This window comes from Metabacillus mangrovi, from assembly GCF_009711125.1.
Classification (GTDB): Bacteria; Bacillota; Bacilli; order Bacillales; family Bacillaceae; genus Metabacillus_B; species Metabacillus_B mangrovi.
The window spans coordinates 29,004-51,285 of sequence record NZ_WMIB01000013.1 but is presented as its reverse complement, the minus strand read 5'-3'; the positions used below and the strand labels follow the sequence as shown (position 1 = coordinate 51,285).

The 22,282-nt window shown below is 46.0% G+C and carries 22 protein-coding genes and 1 riboswitch; of the genes, 12 read left to right on the top strand and 10 right to left on the bottom strand.

Annotated features, from left to right (window positions below):
- Positions 1-6: 6 nt before the first annotated feature.
- Positions 7-1,590, bottom strand: a complete 1,584-nt coding sequence (locus GKZ89_RS13035; protein ID WP_155112844.1) for an FAD-dependent oxidoreductase — start codon at positions 1,588-1,590, stop codon at positions 7-9.
- Between the two features lie 160 nt (positions 1,591-1,750).
- Between GKZ89_RS13035 and GKZ89_RS13030 the strand changes: the two genes are divergently transcribed.
- A complete protein-coding gene (locus GKZ89_RS13030; RefSeq protein ID WP_155112843.1) occupies positions 1,751-2,506 on the top strand; it encodes a TspO/MBR family protein in 756 nt (251 codons plus the stop codon).
- 44 nt (positions 2,507-2,550) lie between these two features.
- On the opposite strand, the gene aldA is transcribed toward GKZ89_RS13030, so the two are convergent.
- Together aldA and GKZ89_RS13020 are read right to left on the bottom strand one after the other, a co-directional pair.
- Positions 2,551-4,002, bottom strand: coding sequence for an aldehyde dehydrogenase (aldA, locus tag GKZ89_RS13025; RefSeq protein WP_155112842.1), 1,452 nt, complete (start codon positions 4,000-4,002; stop codon positions 2,551-2,553).
- Positions 4,003-4,352: 350 nt separating this feature from the next.
- On the bottom strand, positions 4,353-4,664 hold the full coding sequence (locus GKZ89_RS13020) for a hypothetical protein (RefSeq protein ID WP_155112841.1): 312 nt from the start codon (positions 4,662-4,664) through the stop codon (positions 4,353-4,355).
- A gap of 117 nt (positions 4,665-4,781) precedes the next feature.
- On the opposite strand from GKZ89_RS13020, the gene GKZ89_RS13015 reads away from it, so the two are divergent.
- Complete coding sequence (locus GKZ89_RS13015; protein WP_155112840.1) at positions 4,782-5,510, top strand: Bax inhibitor-1/YccA family protein; 729 nt, start codon at positions 4,782-4,784, stop codon at positions 5,508-5,510.
- 63 nt (positions 5,511-5,573) lie between these two features.
- A complete protein-coding gene (locus GKZ89_RS13010; RefSeq protein ID WP_155112839.1) occupies positions 5,574-5,723 on the top strand; it encodes a transcriptional regulator SplA domain-containing protein in 150 nt (49 codons plus the stop codon).
- 130 nt (positions 5,724-5,853) lie between these two features.
- Here GKZ89_RS13010 and GKZ89_RS13005 read toward each other — a convergent pair whose 3' ends face one another.
- Entirely contained in the window at positions 5,854-6,495 is a 642-nt protein-coding gene (locus GKZ89_RS13005; protein ID WP_241680245.1) for an MOSC domain-containing protein, read from the bottom strand.
- Positions 6,496-6,625: 130 nt separating this feature from the next.
- A riboswitch (M-box (ykoK) riboswitch) is annotated at positions 6,626-6,790 on the top strand.
- 217 nt (positions 6,791-7,007) lie between these two features.
- Between GKZ89_RS13005 and mgtE the strand changes: the two genes are divergently transcribed.
- A complete protein-coding gene (gene mgtE / locus GKZ89_RS12995) occupies positions 7,008-8,366 on the top strand; it encodes a magnesium transporter (RefSeq protein ID WP_155112837.1) in 1,359 nt (452 codons plus the stop codon).
- Positions 8,367-8,382: 16 nt separating this feature from the next.
- Here mgtE and GKZ89_RS21255 read toward each other — a convergent pair whose 3' ends face one another.
- Complete coding sequence (locus GKZ89_RS21255; protein WP_241680244.1) at positions 8,383-8,589, bottom strand: aspartyl-phosphate phosphatase Spo0E family protein; 207 nt, start codon at positions 8,587-8,589, stop codon at positions 8,383-8,385.
- A 210-nt stretch (positions 8,590-8,799) separates the two neighbouring features.
- On the opposite strand from GKZ89_RS21255, the gene GKZ89_RS12985 reads away from it, so the two are divergent.
- Positions 8,800-10,500, top strand: coding sequence for a methyl-accepting chemotaxis protein (locus tag GKZ89_RS12985; protein ID WP_155112835.1), 1,701 nt, complete (start codon positions 8,800-8,802; stop codon positions 10,498-10,500).
- A gap of 33 nt (positions 10,501-10,533) precedes the next feature.
- Here GKZ89_RS12985 and GKZ89_RS12980 read toward each other — a convergent pair whose 3' ends face one another.
- On the bottom strand, positions 10,534-10,863 hold the full coding sequence (locus GKZ89_RS12980; protein WP_155112834.1) for a MerR family transcriptional regulator: 330 nt from the start codon (positions 10,861-10,863) through the stop codon (positions 10,534-10,536).
- A 199-nt stretch (positions 10,864-11,062) separates the two neighbouring features.
- Between GKZ89_RS12980 and GKZ89_RS21005 the strand changes: the two genes are divergently transcribed.
- The 3 genes from GKZ89_RS21005 to GKZ89_RS12970 all read left to right on the top strand — a co-directional run bounded on the left by GKZ89_RS21005 (position 11,063) and on the right by GKZ89_RS12970 (position 12,484).
- Complete coding sequence (locus GKZ89_RS21005) at positions 11,063-11,215, top strand: hypothetical protein (RefSeq protein ID WP_164502884.1); 153 nt, start codon at positions 11,063-11,065, stop codon at positions 11,213-11,215.
- Between the two features lie 398 nt (positions 11,216-11,613).
- Positions 11,614-11,796: a Fur-regulated basic protein FbpA gene (locus tag GKZ89_RS12975; RefSeq protein ID WP_155112833.1), complete on the top strand. Its 183-nt coding sequence runs from the start codon at positions 11,614-11,616 to the stop codon at positions 11,794-11,796.
- A gap of 226 nt (positions 11,797-12,022) precedes the next feature.
- Positions 12,023-12,484, top strand: coding sequence for a MarR family winged helix-turn-helix transcriptional regulator (locus tag GKZ89_RS12970; protein ID WP_155112832.1), 462 nt, complete (start codon positions 12,023-12,025; stop codon positions 12,482-12,484).
- A 116-nt stretch (positions 12,485-12,600) separates the two neighbouring features.
- On the opposite strand, the gene GKZ89_RS12965 is transcribed toward GKZ89_RS12970, so the two are convergent.
- Positions 12,601-13,449 carry a hypothetical protein gene (locus GKZ89_RS12965; RefSeq protein WP_155112831.1) on the bottom strand — a complete coding sequence of 283 codons (849 nt, stop codon included), beginning with the start codon at positions 13,447-13,449 and terminating at the stop codon, positions 12,601-12,603.
- A gap of 132 nt (positions 13,450-13,581) precedes the next feature.
- Between GKZ89_RS12965 and GKZ89_RS12960 the strand changes: the two genes are divergently transcribed.
- Entirely contained in the window at positions 13,582-15,255 is a 1,674-nt protein-coding gene (locus GKZ89_RS12960; RefSeq protein ID WP_155112830.1) for an EAL domain-containing protein, read from the top strand.
- Between the two features lie 33 nt (positions 15,256-15,288).
- Here GKZ89_RS12960 and GKZ89_RS12955 read toward each other — a convergent pair whose 3' ends face one another.
- Positions 15,289-17,109: a DNA ligase D gene (locus tag GKZ89_RS12955; RefSeq protein ID WP_241680250.1), complete on the bottom strand. Its 1,821-nt coding sequence runs from the start codon at positions 17,107-17,109 to the stop codon at positions 15,289-15,291.
- A gap of 45 nt (positions 17,110-17,154) precedes the next feature.
- On the opposite strand from GKZ89_RS12955, the gene GKZ89_RS12950 reads away from it, so the two are divergent.
- Complete coding sequence (locus GKZ89_RS12950) at positions 17,155-17,676, top strand: D-glycero-alpha-D-manno-heptose-1,7-bisphosphate 7-phosphatase (RefSeq protein WP_155112828.1); 522 nt, start codon at positions 17,155-17,157, stop codon at positions 17,674-17,676.
- On the opposite strand, the gene ku is transcribed toward GKZ89_RS12950, so the two are convergent.
- Positions 17,673-18,536, bottom strand: coding sequence for a non-homologous end joining protein Ku (gene ku / locus GKZ89_RS12945; RefSeq protein ID WP_155112902.1), 864 nt, complete (start codon positions 18,534-18,536; stop codon positions 17,673-17,675). The two genes, GKZ89_RS12950 and ku, sit on opposite strands and share 4 nt — an antisense overlap.
- Before the next feature lie 173 nt (positions 18,537-18,709).
- Between ku and GKZ89_RS12940 the strand changes: the two genes are divergently transcribed.
- Both GKZ89_RS12940 and GKZ89_RS12935 read left to right on the top strand, forming a co-directional pair.
- On the top strand, positions 18,710-19,810 hold the full coding sequence (locus GKZ89_RS12940; protein WP_155112827.1) for an SDR family oxidoreductase: 1,101 nt from the start codon (positions 18,710-18,712) through the stop codon (positions 19,808-19,810).
- Complete coding sequence (locus tag GKZ89_RS12935; RefSeq protein ID WP_155112826.1) at positions 19,770-21,296, top strand: aldehyde dehydrogenase family protein; 1,527 nt, start codon at positions 19,770-19,772, stop codon at positions 21,294-21,296. The genes GKZ89_RS12940 and GKZ89_RS12935 overlap by 41 nt, the downstream gene beginning before the upstream one ends.
- A gap of 110 nt (positions 21,297-21,406) precedes the next feature.
- On the opposite strand, the gene GKZ89_RS12930 is transcribed toward GKZ89_RS12935, so the two are convergent.
- Positions 21,407-22,186, bottom strand: a complete 780-nt coding sequence (locus tag GKZ89_RS12930) for an undecaprenyl-diphosphate phosphatase (protein ID WP_155112825.1) — start codon at positions 22,184-22,186, stop codon at positions 21,407-21,409.
- Positions 22,187-22,282: the final 96 nt, after the last annotated feature.

Genomic DNA, 22,282 nt, shown 5'->3' with positions numbered 1-22,282 from the left:
TTGCTGTTACTCTTTGTTTGAATTTCCCGAATAAACAGGCTCGTCCAGTTTCGCCAGCGGCTTGACTGCCGGCCCTTCTAATACCTGCCCATCAGCATTAAACCTTGAACCGTGGCAGGCACAATCCCAGGAACGCTCTCCGTTATTCCATTCCAGGTCACAGCCCATGTGGGTGCATACCGGTTTTACAAGGGATACATTACCGGCAGCGTCTTTGTAGACGCCGGCTTTCTCGCCGTTCACTTTGATTTTTGCACCTTCGTCCAATGCCAGGTCTTCCAAATCTTCTTTTGATTTTCTCAGTTTTCCGGCTATCATTTCTTTTGCCGTTTCCATATTTTGTTTGAGGAATTGCCCCGCTGCCACTCTATTCATGGAGCGCTGTGGGGAATAAAGCTCTGCGTAAGGGTTCTGCCTGCCAAGCACAGCATCAGAAGTAATCATGGCACTCATTGTTCCGTTTGTCATTCCCCACAGACCGTAGCCGGCAGCAAGATGGATGTTTGGATGATTCTCTGTGATAGGCCCTGCATACGGGATCCCATCGAGTGTCAGTAGATCCTGGGCAGACCATCTGTAAAGAACATCAGTGACCCCGATTTGCCCGCGTCCAAATTCAGCAAGCCGTTTATATATTTCTTCCGTGTCCTGCCCTGCTGCATCGCGGTTTCCTTCTCCTGTCCGGTGATCTTCACCGCCGATCAGCACAAGCTGTTCTCCGTTTTCATATACAGACCGCAAAGACCGTACGGGAGAATCTGCACTAATATACATTCCTTCTGGAAAAGGTGCTGCCGTTCTGGCTGCAATAATGTAGGAGCGCTGAGGCTCAAGTTTGGAAAATTGGAGACCTGTAAAATCAGCAAAAGGATAGTGGGTCGCGATGATTGCATTGCGGCATGTAACTGTATAACCCTGGGCTGTAGTAATGACAGGTTTTTCTGACTTCTCAAGTTCGGCTGCTCTCGTTTGCTCATATACGTGCCCTCCTGAGGCAACAAATTCCTTCAGCAGCTCTGAGAGGTATTCAACGGGGTGGAATTGGGATTGATCAGGCATTCTGATCGCTGATTTCACACTGTATGGAAGATCGGTCTCATCCAGGAATTCACCTGGAATGCCAAGCTTTTCATAGGCTTTCCATTCTTTTCGAATCTGCTTGTCACCGCTTGCATCAGAAGCATATACATAAGCATCCTGCGCCATAAGCTGACAGGAGATGTTCAATTCGGAAATCGTATTTTTGATGAATCGGGCGGCTTCTGCATTAGCATCATAATATTTTCTTGCTTTCTCCTCACCAGCTGCTTGAATGAGAGAATCATATATAACACTGTGCTGGGCGGTGATTTTAGCTGTCGTATGGCCAGTTGTGCCGGTCAGAACTTTGCGGGCTTCAATGAGGGCTGTTTGAATGCCGGCTTTTTGCAGCAAATAAGCAGCGGTGATCCCTGTAATGCCGCCGCCGACAACAACGGTCTCAACTTCTATGGATTCCTCAAGCGGCGGGAAAGAAAAGTCACTCTCAACGGGTCTCCAGAAAGATGTGGAATAGAGCGGCAGGTCTGAACCGGTTTGCTGATTTATCATTATTTCTCCTCCTGCAATTGCAACTTACCATTCTATACCCCGGGTTCCCGTTTTGGAATCTGCTCTTTTCGGGATGAGTATGCTTCAATTCGGGAAAAGATTAAGACATGTTCCGGTAAAGAGAAGGATATGTATAATAGTAAAAGAGAGGACGATGAATATGATTAAGCGAATCGCTATTATTAATGTACTTGCCTATATAGTTATGGTTGGAATGAACATTCTGGCCAATGCCCTGCCTATCAACGGGCAGACGACCGGGGAAGTCTCTGCAGGCGTTCCAGTATTATTTGAACCGGCAAGCTATGCATTTTCCATTTGGAGCGTTATTTATCTGCTGCTCGCTATATGGGTCATCAGGGCATTCTTTGTAAGTGCTGCTGAAAAGCAAGTATACCAGGACATTGGCTATACGTTTGCGGCCAATGCATTGCTGAATGCCTTATGGATCGTACTGTTTCATTACGAGCTTTTCAATCTTGCTGCCATCGTCATATTCGGGATGCTTTTCACTCTCATTAAAATGTATTCCATCATCGAACGTTCGGGTATTTCATCCTTTTTTCTAAAAGTGCCTGTCTCCATTTATATGGCCTGGATCTCAGTGGCCTCAATCGTGAATGTATTTATTATTTTCAAATCCAACGGAATCAGTTCTTTCCTTGGACTCGGAGAACTGGCATGGACTTTGATTATGCTCGTTGTCACCGGCATTCTTGGTGCCTATATGATTGTAAACAGAAACGATCTGGCTTACGGCCTCGTACTCATTTGGGCAACAGCTGCAATTGCAGTCAACAGGATGGAGGACGTGCCGCTTGCTGCTAAGACAGCTGTAACCGTGGCAGTGTTATTGGGGATTTTAATTGTAATCAAAGGAGCTTTCATGCTGTTTGGGAGAGGTAAGAAAAGGTGAAAACATCAAAAGAACCCGCTGCCAGGCAGCGGGTTTTCTTTTGTTTAGCTGAAATCTGTTTTGTATTGCATATACACAACCTGTGTTACGAGAAAGTCTTCCAGACCGTGCTTGCCGTCAGCTCCGCCAAGACCTGACTGGCGCATTCCCGCATGATACCCCTGGATCGCCTCGAAGTTTTCACGATTGACGAACGTTTCTCCAAAACGAAGCTTGTTCGTTACATACATTGCTTCGTGATAGTCTTCAGTGTAAACGGAAGAGGAAAGCCCGTAGATGGAATCATTGGCCTTGCGGATCGCGTCATCCAGATCACTGTATGTAGTGACCGGCAGCACAGGACCGAAGATTTCTTCCCGCATGATATCCATATCATCCGTTACGTTTGTGAGGACCGTTGGCTCAAGGAAGAAGCCGCCGTCCAGTCCTTCCGGACGTTTTCCGCCTGCGGCGATTATCGCCCCGTCCTGCACCGCTTTATCAAGTGCTTCTTTAACCGTATTCAGGCGGTCTTCACTGACGAGCGGGCCCATCTCTGCATCGCGGTCATTGACTGCATGTCCGACTTTAATTTTAGAGAATGCATCAGCTAATTTATTGATAAATTCATCCGCTACAGATTCGTGGACATAAACTCTTTCAGCATTCGTACAAGCCTGGCCGGCATTTGTAATTCTTGAGGTCTTAATATTTTCTACTGCCAGGTCCAGGTCTGCATTCTTGGTCACGATGGCCGGCGCTTTGCCGCCGAGCTCCAGGTTCACTTTCGTGATATTTGCTGCGGCCGCTTCCATCACTTTTGATCCGGCTCCGACGCCGCCGGTCATTGTAATCATTGCCACTTTCGGGCTTCCTGCCAGTGCATTTCCGATTGTAGATCCCGTACCGGTAATCATATTGTAAACACCTTTCGGCAGGTCGAGTGCTGCAATGATTTCAGTCAGCTCAGCAGCAGTATTAGGAGTCTGCTGGCTTGGTTTCAAAACAATGCTGCAGCCGGCGATCAGTGCAGTTGCCACCTTCCTCGCGAAAATAAATACCGGAAAGTTCCACGGAACAATGCCCCCGATTACGCCAATCGGACGTTTGTGCAGAAAGATATTTTCGTTAGGCCGGTCACTTTGAATGACTTCGCCTTCTATTCTGCGTGCCCATTCAGACATATACCGGAAGTAATCGATTCCCATGTCCACCTCAGCAGATGCCTGTTCATACGGCTTGCCCTGTTCCTCTGAAAGAAGGGAGATGAGTTTCTCACGTCTCTTCTCCATTTCATCTCCAATCTTCCTGACAATCTGGCCTCTTTTGAAAGAAGGTACCTGCTCCCACTCTTTTTGTGCTTCGTATGCTGCATCAATTGCTTTTTCAGCATCTTCCTTCGTACCATCCGGCATTCTGGAAATCACTTCTCCGGAAGAAGGGTTAAGGATATCAATCCACTCATTAGAAGTGGACTCTGTATATTCACCATTAATATAAAGCTTTAATTCCTGCATTGAAATGCCTCCTCAGCTAATGTCTGTCTATACAGACTGTTCCACCCTTAAAGCGGATTGAAACATTTGAACTGCATTAGACGAAAAGAGGGGACCGGAGAAATTCCAGATGCGGGACTAAAGTTTCAATTATTTGTAAGGAGGGTAGGATTTTGGTAAATATTATTTTTGCATTAAAAAGTGGGGGGATGACCAGCCAAGGATGGGGAACTGAAAAAGAACCTTTAAATAGGGATTTGCAGCATGGATTCCGGTGTTGCAGGGGGTCAGCACAGCCAGGGACGGGCCTATGGTTATGACGCACGGCTGTGCCATTAAGGAAGGAGCTTTTCTGCGGGAAATGCTTTACGTTATAATCTTTTCATATCCTGAATGGTCTGATGCAGAAGCATTTCTTTCAGATCATTTGGAAAAACAAATTCTTTGGAAAGCACCAGCAGGAGGTTTGAGCGGATTTTTTTTAGCTCAAGCAAAGCTTTCTGAACCTCCAGCTGCCTTAGTGCCAAGGATGTAAAAGCGTCAAGCAGGTTCTTTAGCTCGAGAACCTGCTCCTGAATGCTCAGCAGATAGCGAATGTATGCTCTGCTCACGTACCGGCGCTGCAGGAAAACAGCAGCAGCTTCCAAAACGAGCACCGGCTTGCATGGTCCATGAAGGGACATCTGTCTTTCCTCCAATCATTTTTAACCATTTATATGGGCAGGAAGAGAAAAAATGCAGGAATTGAAACTTTGTACCGTCAGTAACGTATATAGGGTATGCAAAAAGGAGGAAGAACAATGAGAACAGCTAATCCGACGATGAAATCTTTAGAGAAAAATATCGGCTATGCCGGCGGGAAGAGAATGACGTTAATGGGGGCCGTGCATAAATCTTTTCTGCTCCTGTTCATTCTTGTTATTTCTGCAGGGGCTACGTGGTATTATGCAGCTCAGGGGGATGATGTGACTCCAATGATGCTGATTGGCGCGATCGGAGGCTTGATATTCGCACTGATCACAAGTTTTGTGCCTAAAGCCTCACCTGTTACTGCACCGGTGTATGCTGTTTTGGAAGGAATGTTCGTAGGCGGCATATCCGCTTACTATGCGAGCCTTTATGATGGAATCGTCATGCAGGCCGTGCTGATTACGATGGGGATTTTTCTTGGATTGCTGCTTGTTTACCGCAGCGGGCTCATTAAAGTAACGCAGAATTTCCGTATTGGAGTAGCGGCAGCTACACTTGGCGTCTTCATGGTTTACCTGATCTCATTTGTACTTGGCTTTTTCGGTCTGACCGTTCCCTTTCTTCATGACTCGAGCATAATCGGAATTATTATTTCTCTTGTCATCATTGTCATCGCAGCGCTGAATCTTGTCCTGGATTTTGATTTTATTGAATATGGTGCTGCACATGGGCTTCCAAAGCACATGGAATGGTACGCCGGATTTGCTCTTCTGGTCACTTTGGTCTGGCTGTACCTTGAGATCCTGCGCCTGCTGTCCAAGCTGAATTCCAGAAGCTGATGAACCAGGCATGTTTCTTCCATCCATTGGAATACTAAAAAAAATGGATTGGGAGTGATTGTTTTGAAAGAGCAGGAAAGTGAAAAACAGATATTGAATATCGATCAGGCTCAGTATGTACAGCATCCTAAAAACAAAGACGAAGTGGCTCTGTTTCTGAAGGAATCGTACCACCTGCTGTCTTCTGAGGATTTGGAAGAGGGAGAAAAATAACTCCGGGGAGCGGCTCGTACTCACCGGTCTGCTGGTAAGTTCAGATTCCCGCTTATAATAAAAAAGGCTGCAACTAGCTGAAAACCCGGAACGGTCTGCCGTTCCGGGTTTTTGTATGCAAGTTCTGAATTTATGATCCGGCGCGTTCAGAGAGCTTCCTGAATTTCTTCTTCCAGTCTTCTGCGAGCGGCTCCAGATCCAGAATCCGGCGGATCGACTCTCCATCGCTCCTGTTGTGAAAAAAGGTGTGGTGAATGTCAGCAACCGAGACAGAAGAAACACGTTTGATCCGTTTAATGGGGTCTGCTGCATTTATGGTACCTGCTTGAATGATCCGCATAAAGTATCCTGTGAAACCTGTCTCGATGATTCTGCCAAGGAGCTGGTCAATCCCTGTATGGCGGTTGATGGTAGCGCAAGGATAGCGGCCCTGTGAAACTTCTGCCACGACAGATCCAATTTGAAACTGATCGCCAATGCATACTGTATCCTCTGTCATACCCGACACTGTCAGGTTTTCACCAAATGCAGGACTCAGCAGCTGGATGCCGTATTCTTTCTTCCATTTAAAATAGTGTTCAACGGGATAGAAGCACAGCACCCTGTCCGGTCCCCCGTGAAAAGCAGGATTGGCTACTTCATCTCCGGATATGATTTCGGAAGATACCTCCAGCATGTCTGTCTTTTGCTTATGGATGCCGGAAGTATAAGCGAGGCCTTTCCTGTCCGTTAAGTTTTTCGGCCGTCCTTTGCTTATGGATTCAATATTCAAGCAGGTCACTTCCTTTCAAAATGGGCTGTGCAAGGATGGGGTAGAGGCATATACTGATCATGCCAGCTGAATCGTTTTTGTTCCGTTGACAGAATTTTAGTTTTTCTGTAATCTCAATGTGAAAACTGAATAGGTTCTTCGTTAGGTGAGGCTCCTGTGTGGAGATACGCTGCTGCCCAAAAATGTCCAAAGACGCCAATGGGTCAACAGAAATCATCGGCTTAAGGTGATTTTTAACGCAGCTGGACTTTGTCCTATGCTGCACAGTGCTAAAGCTCTACGATGGGAGAATGGAATGCTTGTTTTCACACGCCTTCATTCTTGGTGTGTTTTTTTATTGCTTTATCATAGCATAGCAGCTGATATTTTGGGAGGTGCTGGAATGGAGATTCCCCGATCGGAAACAAACGGGAAAGAAGATTCAGAAATTCATAGTATAGATTCCGCGGGGGAGAGCCATCCGGCCCTTTAAAGAGTTCAAAGGCTCCCGCGGAAGGACAGGGAGGCCCTATATGATTGAAAACATTACTTATGATGAACTGTTGCTCAAAATCATCCTGCTTCTAAGAGATGGAAAAAGGAAGGACTTCCGGGAACTGATCGAAGAGCTGCAGCCTTATGATATGGCGAGCATATTTAAAGAAATGCCTGAGAAGCATTATGCCCGCTTCCTTTCCTTCATGACAGTAGACGATATAACGGCTCTTATCCAGGAGCTTGAGCGTCCTTATCAGCTTGCCCTATTTAACAAGGTCGGGAAAGCAAAAGGCGTTCAGGTCATGAATAAAATGGATAATGATGATTTGGCACAGCTTCTTGAGGAACTGGATGCCGAACTGAAGGAACAGCTCCTCTCCAGTATGGAACAAAAGGAATCAGAAGCGGTCCAGACCCTCATGAACTACCCTCCGGAAACTGCCGGAAGAATCATGACAAACCGGTATGTCTGGATTCCGAAGCACTATACCGTGAGAGATGCCGTCTCGAAATTAAAGTCTTTTGCTGAGATTGCCGAATCCATTAACTATTTGTATGTCATTAATGAAGAAAAACAGCTGGTGGGGGTTATATCCTACCGGGATCTTATCCTTGGGGAGCGGGAAGAGCTCATCGAGGAAATTATGTATACCAGGGTCATTTCCATACAGGCCGATGCAGATCAGGAGGAGGTAGCGCGCCTCATTGAGCGTTATGATTTCCTTGCATTGCCTGTAGTGGAAGAGAACCATGTACTCGTAGGAATCGTGACTGTAGATGATGTGATTGACATCGTCATTCAGGAAGCAAATGAGGATTATGAAAAATTTGCTGCTTCCGGAAAATCCATTGATTTTGATACAAAGGCGTTTACGGCTGCATACCGCAGGCTTCCGTGGCTGATTCTTTTGCTGTTCATCGGCCTCGTTTCCGGCAGTATTATCAGTTTTTTTGAAGGAACCCTGAACGAAGTGGTAGCTCTTGCCTTTTTTATGCCGATGATTGCGGGAATGACAGGGAACACGGGAACCCAGTCTCTAGCGGTAGTGGTACGGGGGCTCGCCCAGAACGATCTGGACAGTAAAATGATTTGGAGGCTGATCCTCAGGGAGCTGAGAGTCGGTTTACTAATCGGCATGGTTTGCGGAATCCTCATTACAGGCATCGCCGTAATCTGGCAGGGAACACCGCTGCTCGGTCTTGTTGTAGGATCTTCCCTCTTCCTGACCCTGATCATCGGGACGATGGCAGGCACGGTCATTCCTATTTTACTCGACCGGCTGAAGATCGATCCGGCCATCGCCTCGGGCCCGCTGATTACGACGCTGAATGATATTTTGTCTCTGCTGATTTATTTTGGACTCGCCAGTTCGTTTCTGCAGCACCTTAAATAAAAAAAGCTGATTCAGGTTATTCTGAATCAGCTTTTTTTTTATAGGATGGAGGCGTACGATAAGCCGGATACGGTCCGTGATTGTTGATGTGGCTGACCATATTTAGAAGTTTATCTAAGTGCTGGCTCGCTCTGACGGTTTCCTCAGCAGTATAGCCATGCTCAACGGCAATGTCCATCATTTTCCTCCGTGATCTCTCTACAGCCGTTTCGTATCCATTCAAGGTCAACACCCCTGATCCAAAATTATCTATGCCTATATTATATCGAAACAATAATAAAAAGAATAAGCAGATTAAGGGAAAAAAGTTAGACAAATTAGTAGAAAATCTGACAAATTTTTTATGATTTTGCAGAAAATACATAAAAATGATTTATTTTAGAACATTCAAATAGTAAGATGGAAATAGGGATAAAGAATTAGGAGGGTCTTCATGAAAAAGAGACAGAAGCAAGTCAAAAGTGTCCGCAAAATGCTGGTTACCGGATTCGGAATCGTGATTGCACTTACGGTTCTTCTCGCTGCCGTGAATGTTGCCGGCATTTACAGAACGAAGCTGAATACGGAAAAAATGGTGAACATTGAGGCGGCCGCTCTTATATTAGATGAACAGCTGTCCTATAATCTCGCCCAGCAGGTTTCTGCAATCAGAGCCTATTTTCTCTATGATGTCACCTCCTATAAAAATGAATATGAAAAGCTTAAGGCGGAAGGCGCACGGCTTCAGAAAGATTTACTCGAAATCAGTGATGCACCAGAAACGAGAACTCTTATCAAGAAGACTGCAGACTGGCAAAAACTGATGGAAGAGGAGGTCATTGCACAATACGAGGGAGGCTACCGTGTAAGTGCTATTCAAAAACTCTCAGAAGAGCCGCAGGATTTATCAAATGAACTGATAAGTGATTACATGAAGGTCGCCAAGGAACGGGAGAGTCAAATGATGGAGACTGGAGCTGATACCATCCGCAGCGGAGAAGCAACTGCCCTCATCATCCTGGTCTTTTCTTTGCTGCTGATGGGGGCCGGCTGGTTCATCGCGTTCAGAACTTCGAGGATGATCGCGTTCCCTATCGGCCGTTTAACGGCAAAGATGAACGAAATCGCTGCCGGCATTCTTACCGCTGACCGGCTTCCCTCTGACAGCAGCAACGAGATAGGGACTCTGATTGAGGCTGCGAACAGAATGAATGATACACTTTTAGCCCTTGTTGGAAAAATGAAAGGTGCGGCTCTGGAGATTGAACAGCAAAGCGGAAAATTGCAGGCTTCTTCAATTCACGTTAAGGAAGGAAGCGAGCAAATTGCCTCCACCATGCAGGAATTGACCCTTGGTGCAGAAAATCAGGCTGAAACGGCTGCAGATATGGCTGAGAACATGAATGCATTTTTGCTGAAAATCAGCGAAGCAGCCCAAAAGGGTGAGACCTCTTCCGGAACAGCAGAAAAGGTCCTTCTCGAGACAAGGGAGGGAAGCCGCTTAATGGATCAGTCGATTGAAGAGATGAATAAAATCTACGAACTCATAAAAAAATCGGTCGGAAAAGTAGCGGGTCTGGATGAACAGTCACGCAAAATTTCAAAGTTAATGGAAGTGATTCAATCCGTAGCAGACCAGACGAATCTGCTGGCCCTGAACGCAGCGATCGAGGCTGCCCGGGCAGGAGAGCATGGCAAAGGGTTTGCCGTAGTAGCGGATGAAGTCCGGAAATTAGCGGAGCAGGTCTCTTACTCAGTAGGGGATATAGACTCGATTGTCAGCAGTGTCCGCGGGGAAACCGCAATGGTAGCAGCCGACCTGAAGGATGGGTATGAACAGGTGCAAAAGGGTAAGTATTCGATTGAACGGACAAGCCGTTCCTTTACAAGTATTCATTTAAACATCGAAGAAGTATCATCAGGCATCACTATGATCTCAGAAAGACTGGATGATCTCCTCATGAGAGGGAAGAAAATGGATGAAGCGATCACGGATATTGCAAGTGTCGCAGAAGAGGCAGCAGCCGGCATCGAACAAACTGCAGCAGCAGCCGAACAGGCGAATGAAACGATGGAAACCGTCCGTGACAACTCTGCCCGCTTATCCAGCCTGTCAGATCAATTAGCAGAATCAGTGAACCAGTTTAAAAGCTGACGAAAAGAAGCAGGGCTGCCGCCGCTGCTTCTTTTAATTGTGTTTATATTGAAAATGGGCGTTCAGCTGTCCCTGCAGCATCTTTTTCCTCAGCTGTGCAGGATTGTTCAGTTTTTCTTCCCTTTTCCGGATATCTTTCAGGATTTCAGTCGTCTGGACCCCTTCCTCCCGTAAATCGGCAATGTTCATCAGTCTTTCGATGTCCATGAACGAGTATTTTCTGGTCCCCTTTGAACTTCTTTCCGGCGAGATTAACTGGCGCTCTTCATAGTACCTGATCTGTCTGACAGAAAGACCGGTCAACTCGCTGACTGTTCCAATCGATATCACTTTTTTATCCTTGTAAGACCGCTCCTCCTGCAATAGGCTCACTCCTTAAGGAAACCAACTCTTTTTCCCTACTATACAAGACGATGGAAAGAAATTCATGGTGTGTGTAAGATTTTCTTACAATAAAGATATAGAGGGGAAAATAAGGCGTGAGATTTACTATCAGCTTCCATGCGCTGCATCCTCTAATCCGGTACACTCAGATCAATACAAATTGACAGGAGGCTCTGCCATGGACCGAGGAAAAGCGTTTTTATTGGCACAGCGGCTTATAGAAATGGATGTAAAACGGGATTTGCTGCTCGAGGAATTTTTGAAGACAGCCGGAAAAGACGCCGGAGAACTACTGCGCCTCGTCCAAAACCGAAAGGTCGGGAAAGCCTGAAGATCGTTCCCTGATTTGGATTTTTTCCAGGAAACTTCCATTCCATAAACGAAGCAGGGCTGGATGATACAAAATTGTGACCTCCTCAAAACCGGTTCTTCCATACACAAACAATTCAAGATCCTGGCCAGCTCTTGACAGTTTCATTAAACGGGAATTCTCCGGCTCGTCCTCCAGGATAAAATAATAAAACTGGCGATCATAGGCTATTAGCTGATGCATTCGGTCCATCCCGCTTTCTGATTGGAATAGAACCATTGTTGACCATCATGCTTTTTCCCATACTTTTAAACAATCTTAATAACTCTCTATGCAATTTTTACAAACCATTAATGGTCTGCTTACAATGATTGGGTATCGTAGGAGTAAGATAAAAAAAGATGAAAGGGGAAAGTGAAATGAGCAAGCTGCTGAAATTTGCTCTGGATGAACAGAGGAGCTATTATTCACATAAGCTGCTGGCAATCGGAGTTTACAATGATGAAGTATTGCAGAAAATGACCATATCAGAGCTCAAAAATGAATATGTTTATTTTTATCATAGCATTCCGGCAATTAAGAGAAAACCGGCTGCACCTTAAAGGATCCCCCAGTATGGGCGGGTCTTTTTTTGTTAATGGAATTGCAGGATTCTGGCGGCTCTGCCTCTGCGGTGATCGGGATCCCGATCGCAGGATATCCATGTTTCAGGCGCATTTTTTAAAAAGGAAGCTGTTTTTTTACAAAACCTTCTTTAATTCCTAACTCGTTCGTAGTAAAATAAAGATAAAATTTGAGAATTTTGAAAATATTTAAGATGGCGATGCGATGAGATTTTCTTATACTCAAGAAGAGACGGACCGTGCTTTGGCTTTATTGCGGGTTTTTGCGAAAGCGTTTAAAAGCATTTCGGAGCATTCGATCAGGGATAGCAAGGAGCATGGGTTTAACCCGACGGAATTTGCTGTACTGGAGCTTCTCTATACAAAGGGGTCCCAAAAGCTGCAGCAAATTGGATCCCGTCTGCTTCTGGTAAGCGGGAATGTCACATACGTAATTGATAAACTGGAGAAGAATGGCTACCTTGTCAGGGAGCAGGATCCAAGGGATAAGCGCTCAATTTATGCCAAACTGACAGAGCGGGGGGAAGCTTATCTGGATGAGATTTATCCGATTCACGCACTGCGGATTACACGTGCTTTTTCAGGGCTTTCCAGCGAGGAACAGGAACAGCTCAGCCAGCTTTTAAAAAAAGCAGGCCTTCACAGCCAGCATCTGCTGTTCAGATAACAGCGGGTGATGTGACAGAGCTAATAGCATGAGAAAAGGGAACGCTTATCCAGCGTTCCTTCTTTTTATGGAGCCAATGAAAAGCCGGCTTACTGTAAGTCATCAATCAAAGATCGTCATTGATGCATTTCACCGGAAATCACCATGCTTCCTTTCTGCAAAAACCTTTTGAATAATACGGCTGCTGCCAGAAAAAAGAAGTGCATCAATAAAAGAAAGAAGAGATCCTCATTGCTTTTCATCTGCAGGGTTCCCTGCATGATCAGAATGAGGTCCAGTACAATCAATGCTGCCAGGCAGCAGCCTTTATAAATCATGCGGCTCAAATAGGCAGCAGCTGTATACAGCAGGGAAGAGACGATAGAATATAAGGCGTTTACAAACGTATGGTCACGGCTTGCCTCTTCAAACCATCCCGTCTTAAAGACGATGACCGGATTGATGACGTACAAAAGCCAGGTAACTGTGATCGAAATGGTGATCATGCTGAATAGATGGGTCAGCAGCAGGACAGCCGGCTTCCTTTTTTGGAGCAGTGAGTACCAGAAACGGGAAAGGTAAAATAACACAGGAATCAGCAGGAACGTATAGCTGGTTCTCCACCACGTGTGCTCATAAATATCCATGTGCAGGAACCAGATCTCAACGGATGAAAAAAAGAGGCTGAACAGAAGCACACCCGTAAGCCTTATGCGAAAAACAGAACAAAAAGCAGCAGCTACAGGAACGGACATGCCCTGGCTGAAAATCGATCCGAACGTACTGTCAGTAAAAGAGTCATCAAACACTTCCGGTTTATACGTATAACAATTGAAAACGACATAGACAATCAGTTCAAACAAATACGACAGCCCTGAATTAAAAAGCCACAAAGGAAGAAACAGCGCAGGTTCTTTCCGGCTGCCGGCTGCATAAACAAGGATGGAAAAACCTAAAAGGAGAATGTACCAGAATAAATTAGGCATATTTGAATCTCCTGAATCAAAGACTTACTTGTAGTGTTGGCAAATAAACGATTTTTAACCAATATAAACTGTAAAATTGCCGAATCATGCCGATAAAAGGAATATAAACTGCTTACTGGAGGAGAGTGCCTCATGAAGACGGGCAATCCTGAACAACTAAATACGGAGCAGGACTACTCCTTTCAGCTATTTTCCCATTGTCACCCGGATGCCATATTCAAACTAACGGCAGACGGGATCATTACCTTTCTTAATGATGCGGCATCCCGGCTCTTTTATGCGCCGCCTTCCGGGCTGATCGGGTGCAGCTATTCGTGTGCCTTTGAGGAAGAAGCGGGAGAGAAAATAAAATCTCTGCTGTCGGATTCAAAGAAATCACTTCTGTCAGAGGAATGTGAGATCATTCTAGCGGGCGGGAATATTTTTCGGGCAACACTTTTTCCTATTGTTTCAGGGCTTGATAACAGCAGCTTTTTCCTGAACTTAAAGGATATTACAGATATGAAGCGTGCGCAGGACCATGCAGCATGGTCTTCCATGTACGACAAGCTTACCGGACTCCCTAATAATTTTCTTGTCATGAAAAAGCTTAAGGAAATCACAGAGAACTCCGGTACTAGGACAGCTGTAATCAAGGTCAATATCGACAGGTTTAAATACATCAATGAAATGTTCGGAAACCGGGTAGGGGACAGCATTATCAGCCAGGTAGGCCAGGAGCTCAGGCAAATCGTCCCAAATCCCTTTTTTGTTGGCCGTTTTTTCAATGATGAGTTTGTTGTCATTGTGGAAGATCTCAAAGATCCGGAGCTTTTTTATTCGGTTGCAGGCGGACTCGCGATGCAGTTTAAAAGGCGCTATATAGCGGATGATCAGGAGTATGAGGTGAAAGTAAGCTTTGGCGCAGCTATATTTCCTGATCACGGCATCCAACCGGACCTGCTGCTGAAAAAAAGCGACCTGGCACTGAAAATCAATAAGGAAACGGCTCTCAGCACGTACAATGCCGAAAAGAGCCAGGCCATTGAGCGCCGTTATTTACTGCAGAAAGAACTCATGCATGCTTTGGACCGGAGAGAATTTCTTCTGTACTATCAGCCTCAATACGATACAAGAAACAGGGAAATTACTGGGATTGAAGTTCTTCTAAGGTGGAATCATCCTACTCTCGGGATCATTTCTCCTGCTGAATTTATACCGATCGCGGAAGAAACAGGCCTGATCATCGAAATCGGAAAATGGAGCATGAAGGAAGCATGCCGGCAGCTGAGAAGCTGGCAGGAGAGTAAATGTCCGCATTTAAACCTGAGCATGAATTTGTCTGTCAAACAATTTTATCAGCCGGATCTTGTGTCGATGGTGTCTTCTGTTCTGGAAGAAAACCGGATTGTGCCGGATCACTTTGAACTGGAATTTACCGAGAGTCTCTCCATGCACAATAGTGATTCTTTTTTAAAAACGATAAAAGATCTGAAAGCAATTAAGATCGGGTTGAGCATAGATGATTTCGGTACAGGGTACAGTTCATTGAGCTACCTGACCCAGCTCCCTCTTGATAAGATCAAAATCGACCGCAGCTTTGTTCAGAAGATGCTCAGCAGCAAACAGGATGAAATTGTGATTAAATCCATTATCGGACTGGCTGAAAATCTTGGGCTGCAAATGATCGCTGAGGGCGTTGAGTGCGAAAAGCAGGCTGAATTTCTAGTAAAGCACGGCTGCTACCATATGCAGGGGTTTCATTTCAGCCGTCCGCTGCCGGAAGATCAGATGACGCAAATGCTCAACAGCCATTATATTTCCTGAAACAGTGCGCCGCAGCGCACTGTTTTTGCTTTTTTAGGCATGGTTTCTAATAAACTGAAGCACTTCAGAAACCGCTTCATCCTGGGGGCTGATGAAATATCTCTGAAACGGGCAGCCCCGTTTGGAAATGAAGGAAAAAACGGTGTTCACGTTGTATTGATCAGGGGACAGCTCTTCGGTTATTTCATCCCATAAAAGAGGCGAGGCGACACAAGCCCCTTCTGAACCCCTGGGTGAATAAGGGGCTATAATGGTTTTTCCTTCCCCGTGCTGCAAATAATCAAGATAAAGACGCTGTTTCCGGTTTTTTTTAAAACGCTCGACAGTAAATAGATCCGGGAACTTCCCGGTGAGATAATGGGCAATAAAGGAGGTAAACTTCCTCGTTTCATCAAATGTTAGAGAAGTACCAGTTAATGGGATATGAATCTGGATGCCTTTTCCCCCGGAAAGCTTTGGAAATGTACGGATTCCGAACGGCTGCAAGACCGAATGGATTTCCCGGGCGGCCCTTATCGCAAGGCTGAATTCCTCTCTGGAAGGAGGATCCAGATCGAAAACGATCTCCATTGGTTTATCCTGGTTTATTTTCTGAAAAGGCAGATGAAATTCAAGCGCAAGCTGATTGCCAAGCCAGATTAAGTCGGACAGCGTGCTGCACAGCATATAATCAATTCCCTCAGCTTTTGCAGACTGGATGAAGGAGGGTGCATAATCCGGAACGTTCTTTTGGTAAAATCTTTCCTCGCCTGATCCATGAGGATACCGAATCAAGGTGAGCGGCCTGTCCTTCAGTAGCGGCAGAAAATGCGGTGAAATCTTCAGGAGGAAGTGGATATACTGCAGCTTATTTACAGATGGCCGGTTCCAAACCGGTTTATCAGGATGAGTGATCTGAACATCCCGGTGCAAAGGAGCAGCGTCGAATTGAAATCTCTCCCACGTGCAGAGGGAAGGGTCGGCGTTAAATTGAAAAGAGTCAAAGGATGGCTCCCTCATTTCGTTGACATACGATAAAAAGGTAACTTTCACACAGATGGCCGGATCGATTCGGTACACTTGATCCTTTACAGCCACTGCATGTTCTTTAATGATTTTTATCAGGGCATCACGGTCTGCAGATGATAATCCGTGAGAAAAAGAACCGGGGGAAAATACGGCTCCGTCCTTAAACAAACCTGTGCCGAAATATCCGTTCTTCTCATCGTAGCTTATGATAAACAGGATCGCTTTCCGGTAATTCTTTATTTTCTTCCATAACTCCGTGCGTTTTCCGGCTTCCCATCTTCCTTTTTTGTGTTTTGCAATCAGTCCTTCTCCGCCATACAGTTCAATCCTGTTCCAAAGCTGTTCGGCCTGTTCGTGAAAAGAAATCATCTGAATCAATGCGGATTCTCTTTCAGAAGGTGCTAGCGGCCACCCAAAATTTTTAAAAAGAGCCGCTAAACGGGATTTCCGTTCAAGGTATGGCTCATTTTGGAGAGACTGTCCGTTTTCTGAAAGCAGATCAAATATGAGCAAACGGCATGGTTTACGGTCTGCAGCCTGCAGGATGCGGTCTGCTGATCTCATTCTGCCCCTTATTTGAATTTCCTGAAAATCAGCAGCAGAGTCATTTGCTAATGATACTGCCTCTCCATCTAGTATGAGCGGCAGATACGGCGATAGATCTTCAGTCTGCTGCATGAGCCATTCGATGATCTCCGGAAATAGGGCGTTCATGTTTTTTCCGTTCCGGCTCATGAGGACAGCAGATCCTTTTTCAATGTATAAAATAACTCTAAAACCGTCATACTTCACTTCGCAGACCCAATCGGGACCGGCTGGAATCCGGGCAGATAAGGTGGGGAGCATAGGCTTCAAAAGGGAAAACCTCCTAAACAGAAAGCAGGGATAAGTTTGAAAAAAGCTGTATTTTTAGACCGGGATGGCGTCTTGAATGAGGTGCTGACAGATCGGGTGAAATTCGTCAATCATCCAAATCAGCTGCATTTGCTTGACCGGGCCGCAGAGGCAGTAAAGCTGTTCAACGACAGCGGTTTTACGGTATTTGTTGTGACAAATCAAGGCGGTGTTGGACTCGGCTACATGAGCGAATCCTCCCTTTCCCGCATCCACGCCAAGATGGAGCGGCTGATCTCTGAAAAGGGAGGGATCATTCAGGAAATTGCCTGCTGTACGCACAAGCCTGACCGCGGATGCAGCTGCAGGAAGCCTGAACCGGGAATGCTTTTTGACCTGGCTGAACGGTACGGCATCGACCTCTCAGAATCTTATATGATTGGCGACCGGGAACCGGATATCGCTGCAGGCAGGAGTGCAGGAACGGCCGTTATCCTGATCGGGGATCAGCCTGGTCTTGCAGATGCTCAATTTCCGTCCCTGTGGGATGCGGCAGAGTGGATCATCGCGAAGAATTAAGCTTTCTTCCTTGCAGTCCGCTTTTTCTTTTGCGTGCTTTCTTTTTTTGTCCCTTTTTCGGGCTGCTCTTTTTTAGGAGATGCTTTTTCTTTTGATTTCTCGATGCTTGCCTGCAGCTGGCTCATTAGGTCCACTACATTGCCGCGGGGGGCTTCTTCGGGCTCGGCCGTATCATCATTTTGTTCCACCTTGCTTTGTATGAGGCGGAGCATTGCTTCTCTGTAATCATCTTTATACTGCTCCGGATCAAAAGCTGTTGTAAGCTGGTCGATCAGCATCATTGCCGTATCCAGCTCTTTTTTCTGAATCTCCGCCTGATCCGGCACGGCAGGTACTTCCGTACTGTTCCGAACCTCATCCGGGTAATGGATGGTTTCCATGACAAGACAATTTTGATAAACCCTTACAATCGCCATCTGCTGTTTGGATCGAATGGACATTTCTGCCACACCGATTTTGCCTGATGTTTTAAGTGCTTCCCGAAGGAGAGCATACGGCTTTGAGCCGTTTTCGCCAGGTCCAAGAAAATAACTCCGGTTAAAGTAAATCGGGTCGATATCCTCAAGTTTTACAAAATCGATTATTTCTACTGCTTTATCCGGCTGAACCTCTTTCAGTTCCTGTAATTCTTCCTCAGATAAAATGACATATTTCCCTTTTACGTACTCATATCCCTTAACGATGTCATCGGCTTCGAGGGCGCGGTCGCAGCTGGGGCATTTTTTTTCATATTTAATCGGCGTGTGGCACTCTTTATGAAGACTGCGTAGTTTAACATCTTTATCCTCTGTCGCTGCAAATAGCTTAACCGGAATATTAACCAGACCAAATCGAATAGATCCCTTCCACATTGTATGCAACATGTCCGCCTCCTTTAATGGGTAGTTACTGTTTATTCTGGCTGGCCTGTCCTTAAGAATAAGTAGAAAAATATGCAAAAAGCCACACTGTGACTCATCCGTCTGAAAGGGGAAAAAAGCTTTACGGAGAATGGTATAAGGGACTGAATTTCATTCGAGAAGGGGATGGGGGAATGAAAAAATGTTTCATAACAGGTTTTCCCGGCTTTATTTCAAGGGAATTAATCAAGGAAGCTGTCCGCCAAAATGCTTTCGATGCTTACTATGTGCTGGTGCTTCCTCATTTTTATGAAGCAGCGCAGAAGGAACTCGCCGGGATTGCAGGGGAAAAAGCAAAGGTGATCACCGGAGATATTACAAAAGAGCATCTTGGCATCGAAGCGGCATCCATGGAGGTGCTGAAGCAGGAAGTAACCCATGTTTATCATCTGGCAGCTATTTACGACCTGGGTGTTGATGAAAAATCTGCAGAGCTGGTAAACGTTACAGGGACGGCGAACATGTTAAAATGGGCCGGCCAGGCTGGATTGGAATGTTTTACATACTTCAGCACCGCTTTCGTATCCGGCAAAAAAGAAGGGCGGGTATTCGAAAAAGACCTGGAACCGGCAGAAGGGTTTAAAAATCATTATGAAGCAGCGAAATTTGAAGCAGAGGTCCTTGTCCGCAACTGCATGCCTGAGCTTCCGGCCGTCATTATCAGACCGGGTATCGTAACCGGTCATTCCGTAACCGGGGAAACGAGCAAATTTGACGGTCCTTATTACATGCTGAATTTGTTCAGCCGGCTGAAATACCTGCCTGTCATTCCGATGATTGGCTCTGGAGAGGTGCCGTTTAATACGGTTCCGGTTAACTTTCTCACAGCCGCCGTCCTTTATTTATCGATGAAAAAGGATGCTGCAGGAATTACGTTCCATGTTACAGATCCTGAACCAGGATCCATCGGAGAGCTTTACAGGCTCTTTATGAAGGAACTCCTTCATAAAGAGCCGTTCGGCAGACTGCCGCCTGCTGCTGCAAAAAAAGCACTCGCATCAAGAAAAGTCTGTGAAATGCTCGGCATCCGCAAAGAAGCACTGGATTATTTTCAATATCATACGGTTTACGACTGCTCCAATTTATTGGAGCATTTGAAGGGCTCAGGAATTGTGTGCCCGAATGTGAGGGATTATGCCGGCCATCTTGTCCGGTTTTATCAGAAAGCCAACATGCTTAAGGAGGAGAACATTCATGCTGAAAGCAATCAACCCGGCAACAGGAAAGCAAATTAAAGAAATCGAAGAGGTTCAGTTAAGCCAGGCAGGAGAACTTTATCAGAAAGCAGAACAGGCCCAGAAACTGTGGAACGCCAAGCCGGTCAAGGAAAGACTCGAATATTTTAAAGCGCTAAGGCTTCTAATGGCATCTAAGCTTGAATCGCTGACAACGATTCTGCATGCTGATACAGGCAAGCCGAAACCGGAAGCTCTGGCAACAGATATTGTGCCGGTGCTGGATTTCATTCAGCATCTCGAAAAGACAGCTGAATCCGCTTTGAGCAAGCAGAACAAGCCGACAACGATGATGTTTTGGGGCAAAAAAAGCTACATTGAATATATGGCCAGAGGCACCATCCTGATCATTTCCCCTTGGAACTATCCGCTCCAGCTTGCAATGGTTCCCGTACTCAGTGCACTCGCAGGAGGGAATGCTGCAGTTCTCAAACCTTCCGAAGTAACTCCGCTCACCGGCAAGCTGATCGAACTGCTGTTTAAGGAAGCAGGCTTTCCTCCACACCTTGTGCAGGTTGCCCAAGGCGGGAAGGAACTTGGAGAAGCGCTCGTGAAAGAAAAGCCCGATTACATCTTTTTTACCGGTTCCGTTAAAACGGGCAAGGTGATTCAAGAGCAGGCAGCAAAGGATCTAATCCCGACTACCCTTGAGCTCGGGGGAAAAGATCCATTAATCGTTTTTGAAGATGCAAATCTTGACCGGGCAGCGAAAGCGGCGGTATGGGGATCGTTTACGAACAGCGGACAGGTGTGCATGAGCACGGAGAGAGTCTATGTCCAGCGTTCCGTGTATCCGTCATTTGTGCGCAAGGTACAGGAACTGACTGTATCACTAAAGCAAGGCAGCTCACTAAACGATGACATCGGGACGATGACCGATCCCCGTCAGATCCAAACCGTCCGGGAGCATGTAGCAGATGCGCTCAATAATGGAGCCAAGCTGATGGCCGGGAACCTTCCGGAAGAAATGGAAGAGGACAGCATGTATATCAGGCCGATTCTTCTGATCGATGTGAAGCAGGATATGAAGATTATGCAGGAAGAAACGTTTGGTCCGGTCATGCCGATTATGCCGTTTGATACAGAAGAGGAAGCGGTGGAACTTGCAAATGGAACCATTTACGGATTGAATGCAAGTGTCTGGTCATCGGATCTTGAAAGAGCGGAACGCGTCGTATCACGGATTGTAACGGGGAATGCGTCCGTCAACGATGTCATGCTGACGGTCATGAATCCGAATCTTCCATTCGGAGGAGTGAAGCAAAGCGGAATCGGCAGCTATCATGGAGAAAACGGAATCCGGATTTTCTGCCACGAAAAATCAGTCATGACGGATCCGGGAAAAAAAGGCACGGAGATCCAATGGTTCCCGTATCGCGGCAAATATAAGCCGTTCAAGGCACTCTTTCAGACAGTGTACGGAACAGAAAAAAACTGGAAGCAGGCAGCACAGGCGTTCAGAACGATCATGAAGCATTCAAAGTAACGGTTAAGAGCCCATGAGATCCCGTGTCTCATGGGCTTTATTGTGTGCATAACCGTTTTCGCTCATCACTTTGTCTTAAAGCCTGCTGCTGGACCCTATGTATCCCGCCTTTAAAAAATTCCGGCTCCCTGCAGGAGTAAAATGGCTGTTCCAAGCACAAAAACATAGAGCGCAAACCATTTCATCGAATGCTTTTTTACAAAAGAAATCATAAAGGCTACAGCGAGGTATCCGAAAAAGGCTGCCGATACGGTAGCTGAAAACATCGAGAGAAAGCTGATGCCTGGACCGGAGTATTCAGCGAGGTCCTTAAGCTGAAACAGCAGTGCTCCAAACACAGCGGGTATAGATAGCAGAAAAGAAAAGTAAGCTGCTGTTTCTTTATCAATCCCTCTCAGTAAAGCTCCTGCGATGGTAAGCCCTGACCGGGAAACAGCAGGGAATATCGCAAGTGCCTGAAAGGAACCGATCCACAAGGCATCCGGAATGCTGATTTCCTCGAGCTGCTTCCTTCCTTTTCCTATGCGTTCTGCAAAAAAGAGGAAAAACGCCGTGAACAGAAATTCCCATCCTATCGTGATCCCTGATTTGGACAGACCATCAAAAAAATCTTTAAACAATAATCCTGCAAGTACGGCAGGAACCGTTCCGGCAAACAGAAGCAGCGTAACCCTGCTAAACGGTTTTTTCAGCATCTTCCACAACGTATCTTTATAAAAAACAATTAAGGCGATGAATGTGCCAATATGGAGCATGGTATCCAAAAACATTCCCGCGTCCTGAAGGCCAAACATCTTCCGGCCGATATACAAGTGTCCTGTACTGCTGATCGGCAAAAATTCAGTAAGTCCCTGGATCAGCCCCAAAATGGCTGCTTCTAGCCATGTCATCTGGATGGCACCCCCTCTTTCATTCCATCCTATGAGAAGTTGTCCTCTTTTTAGAACTCTGCAGGCTTTTGTTTGACAAGTCTCTGAGTATCCTAT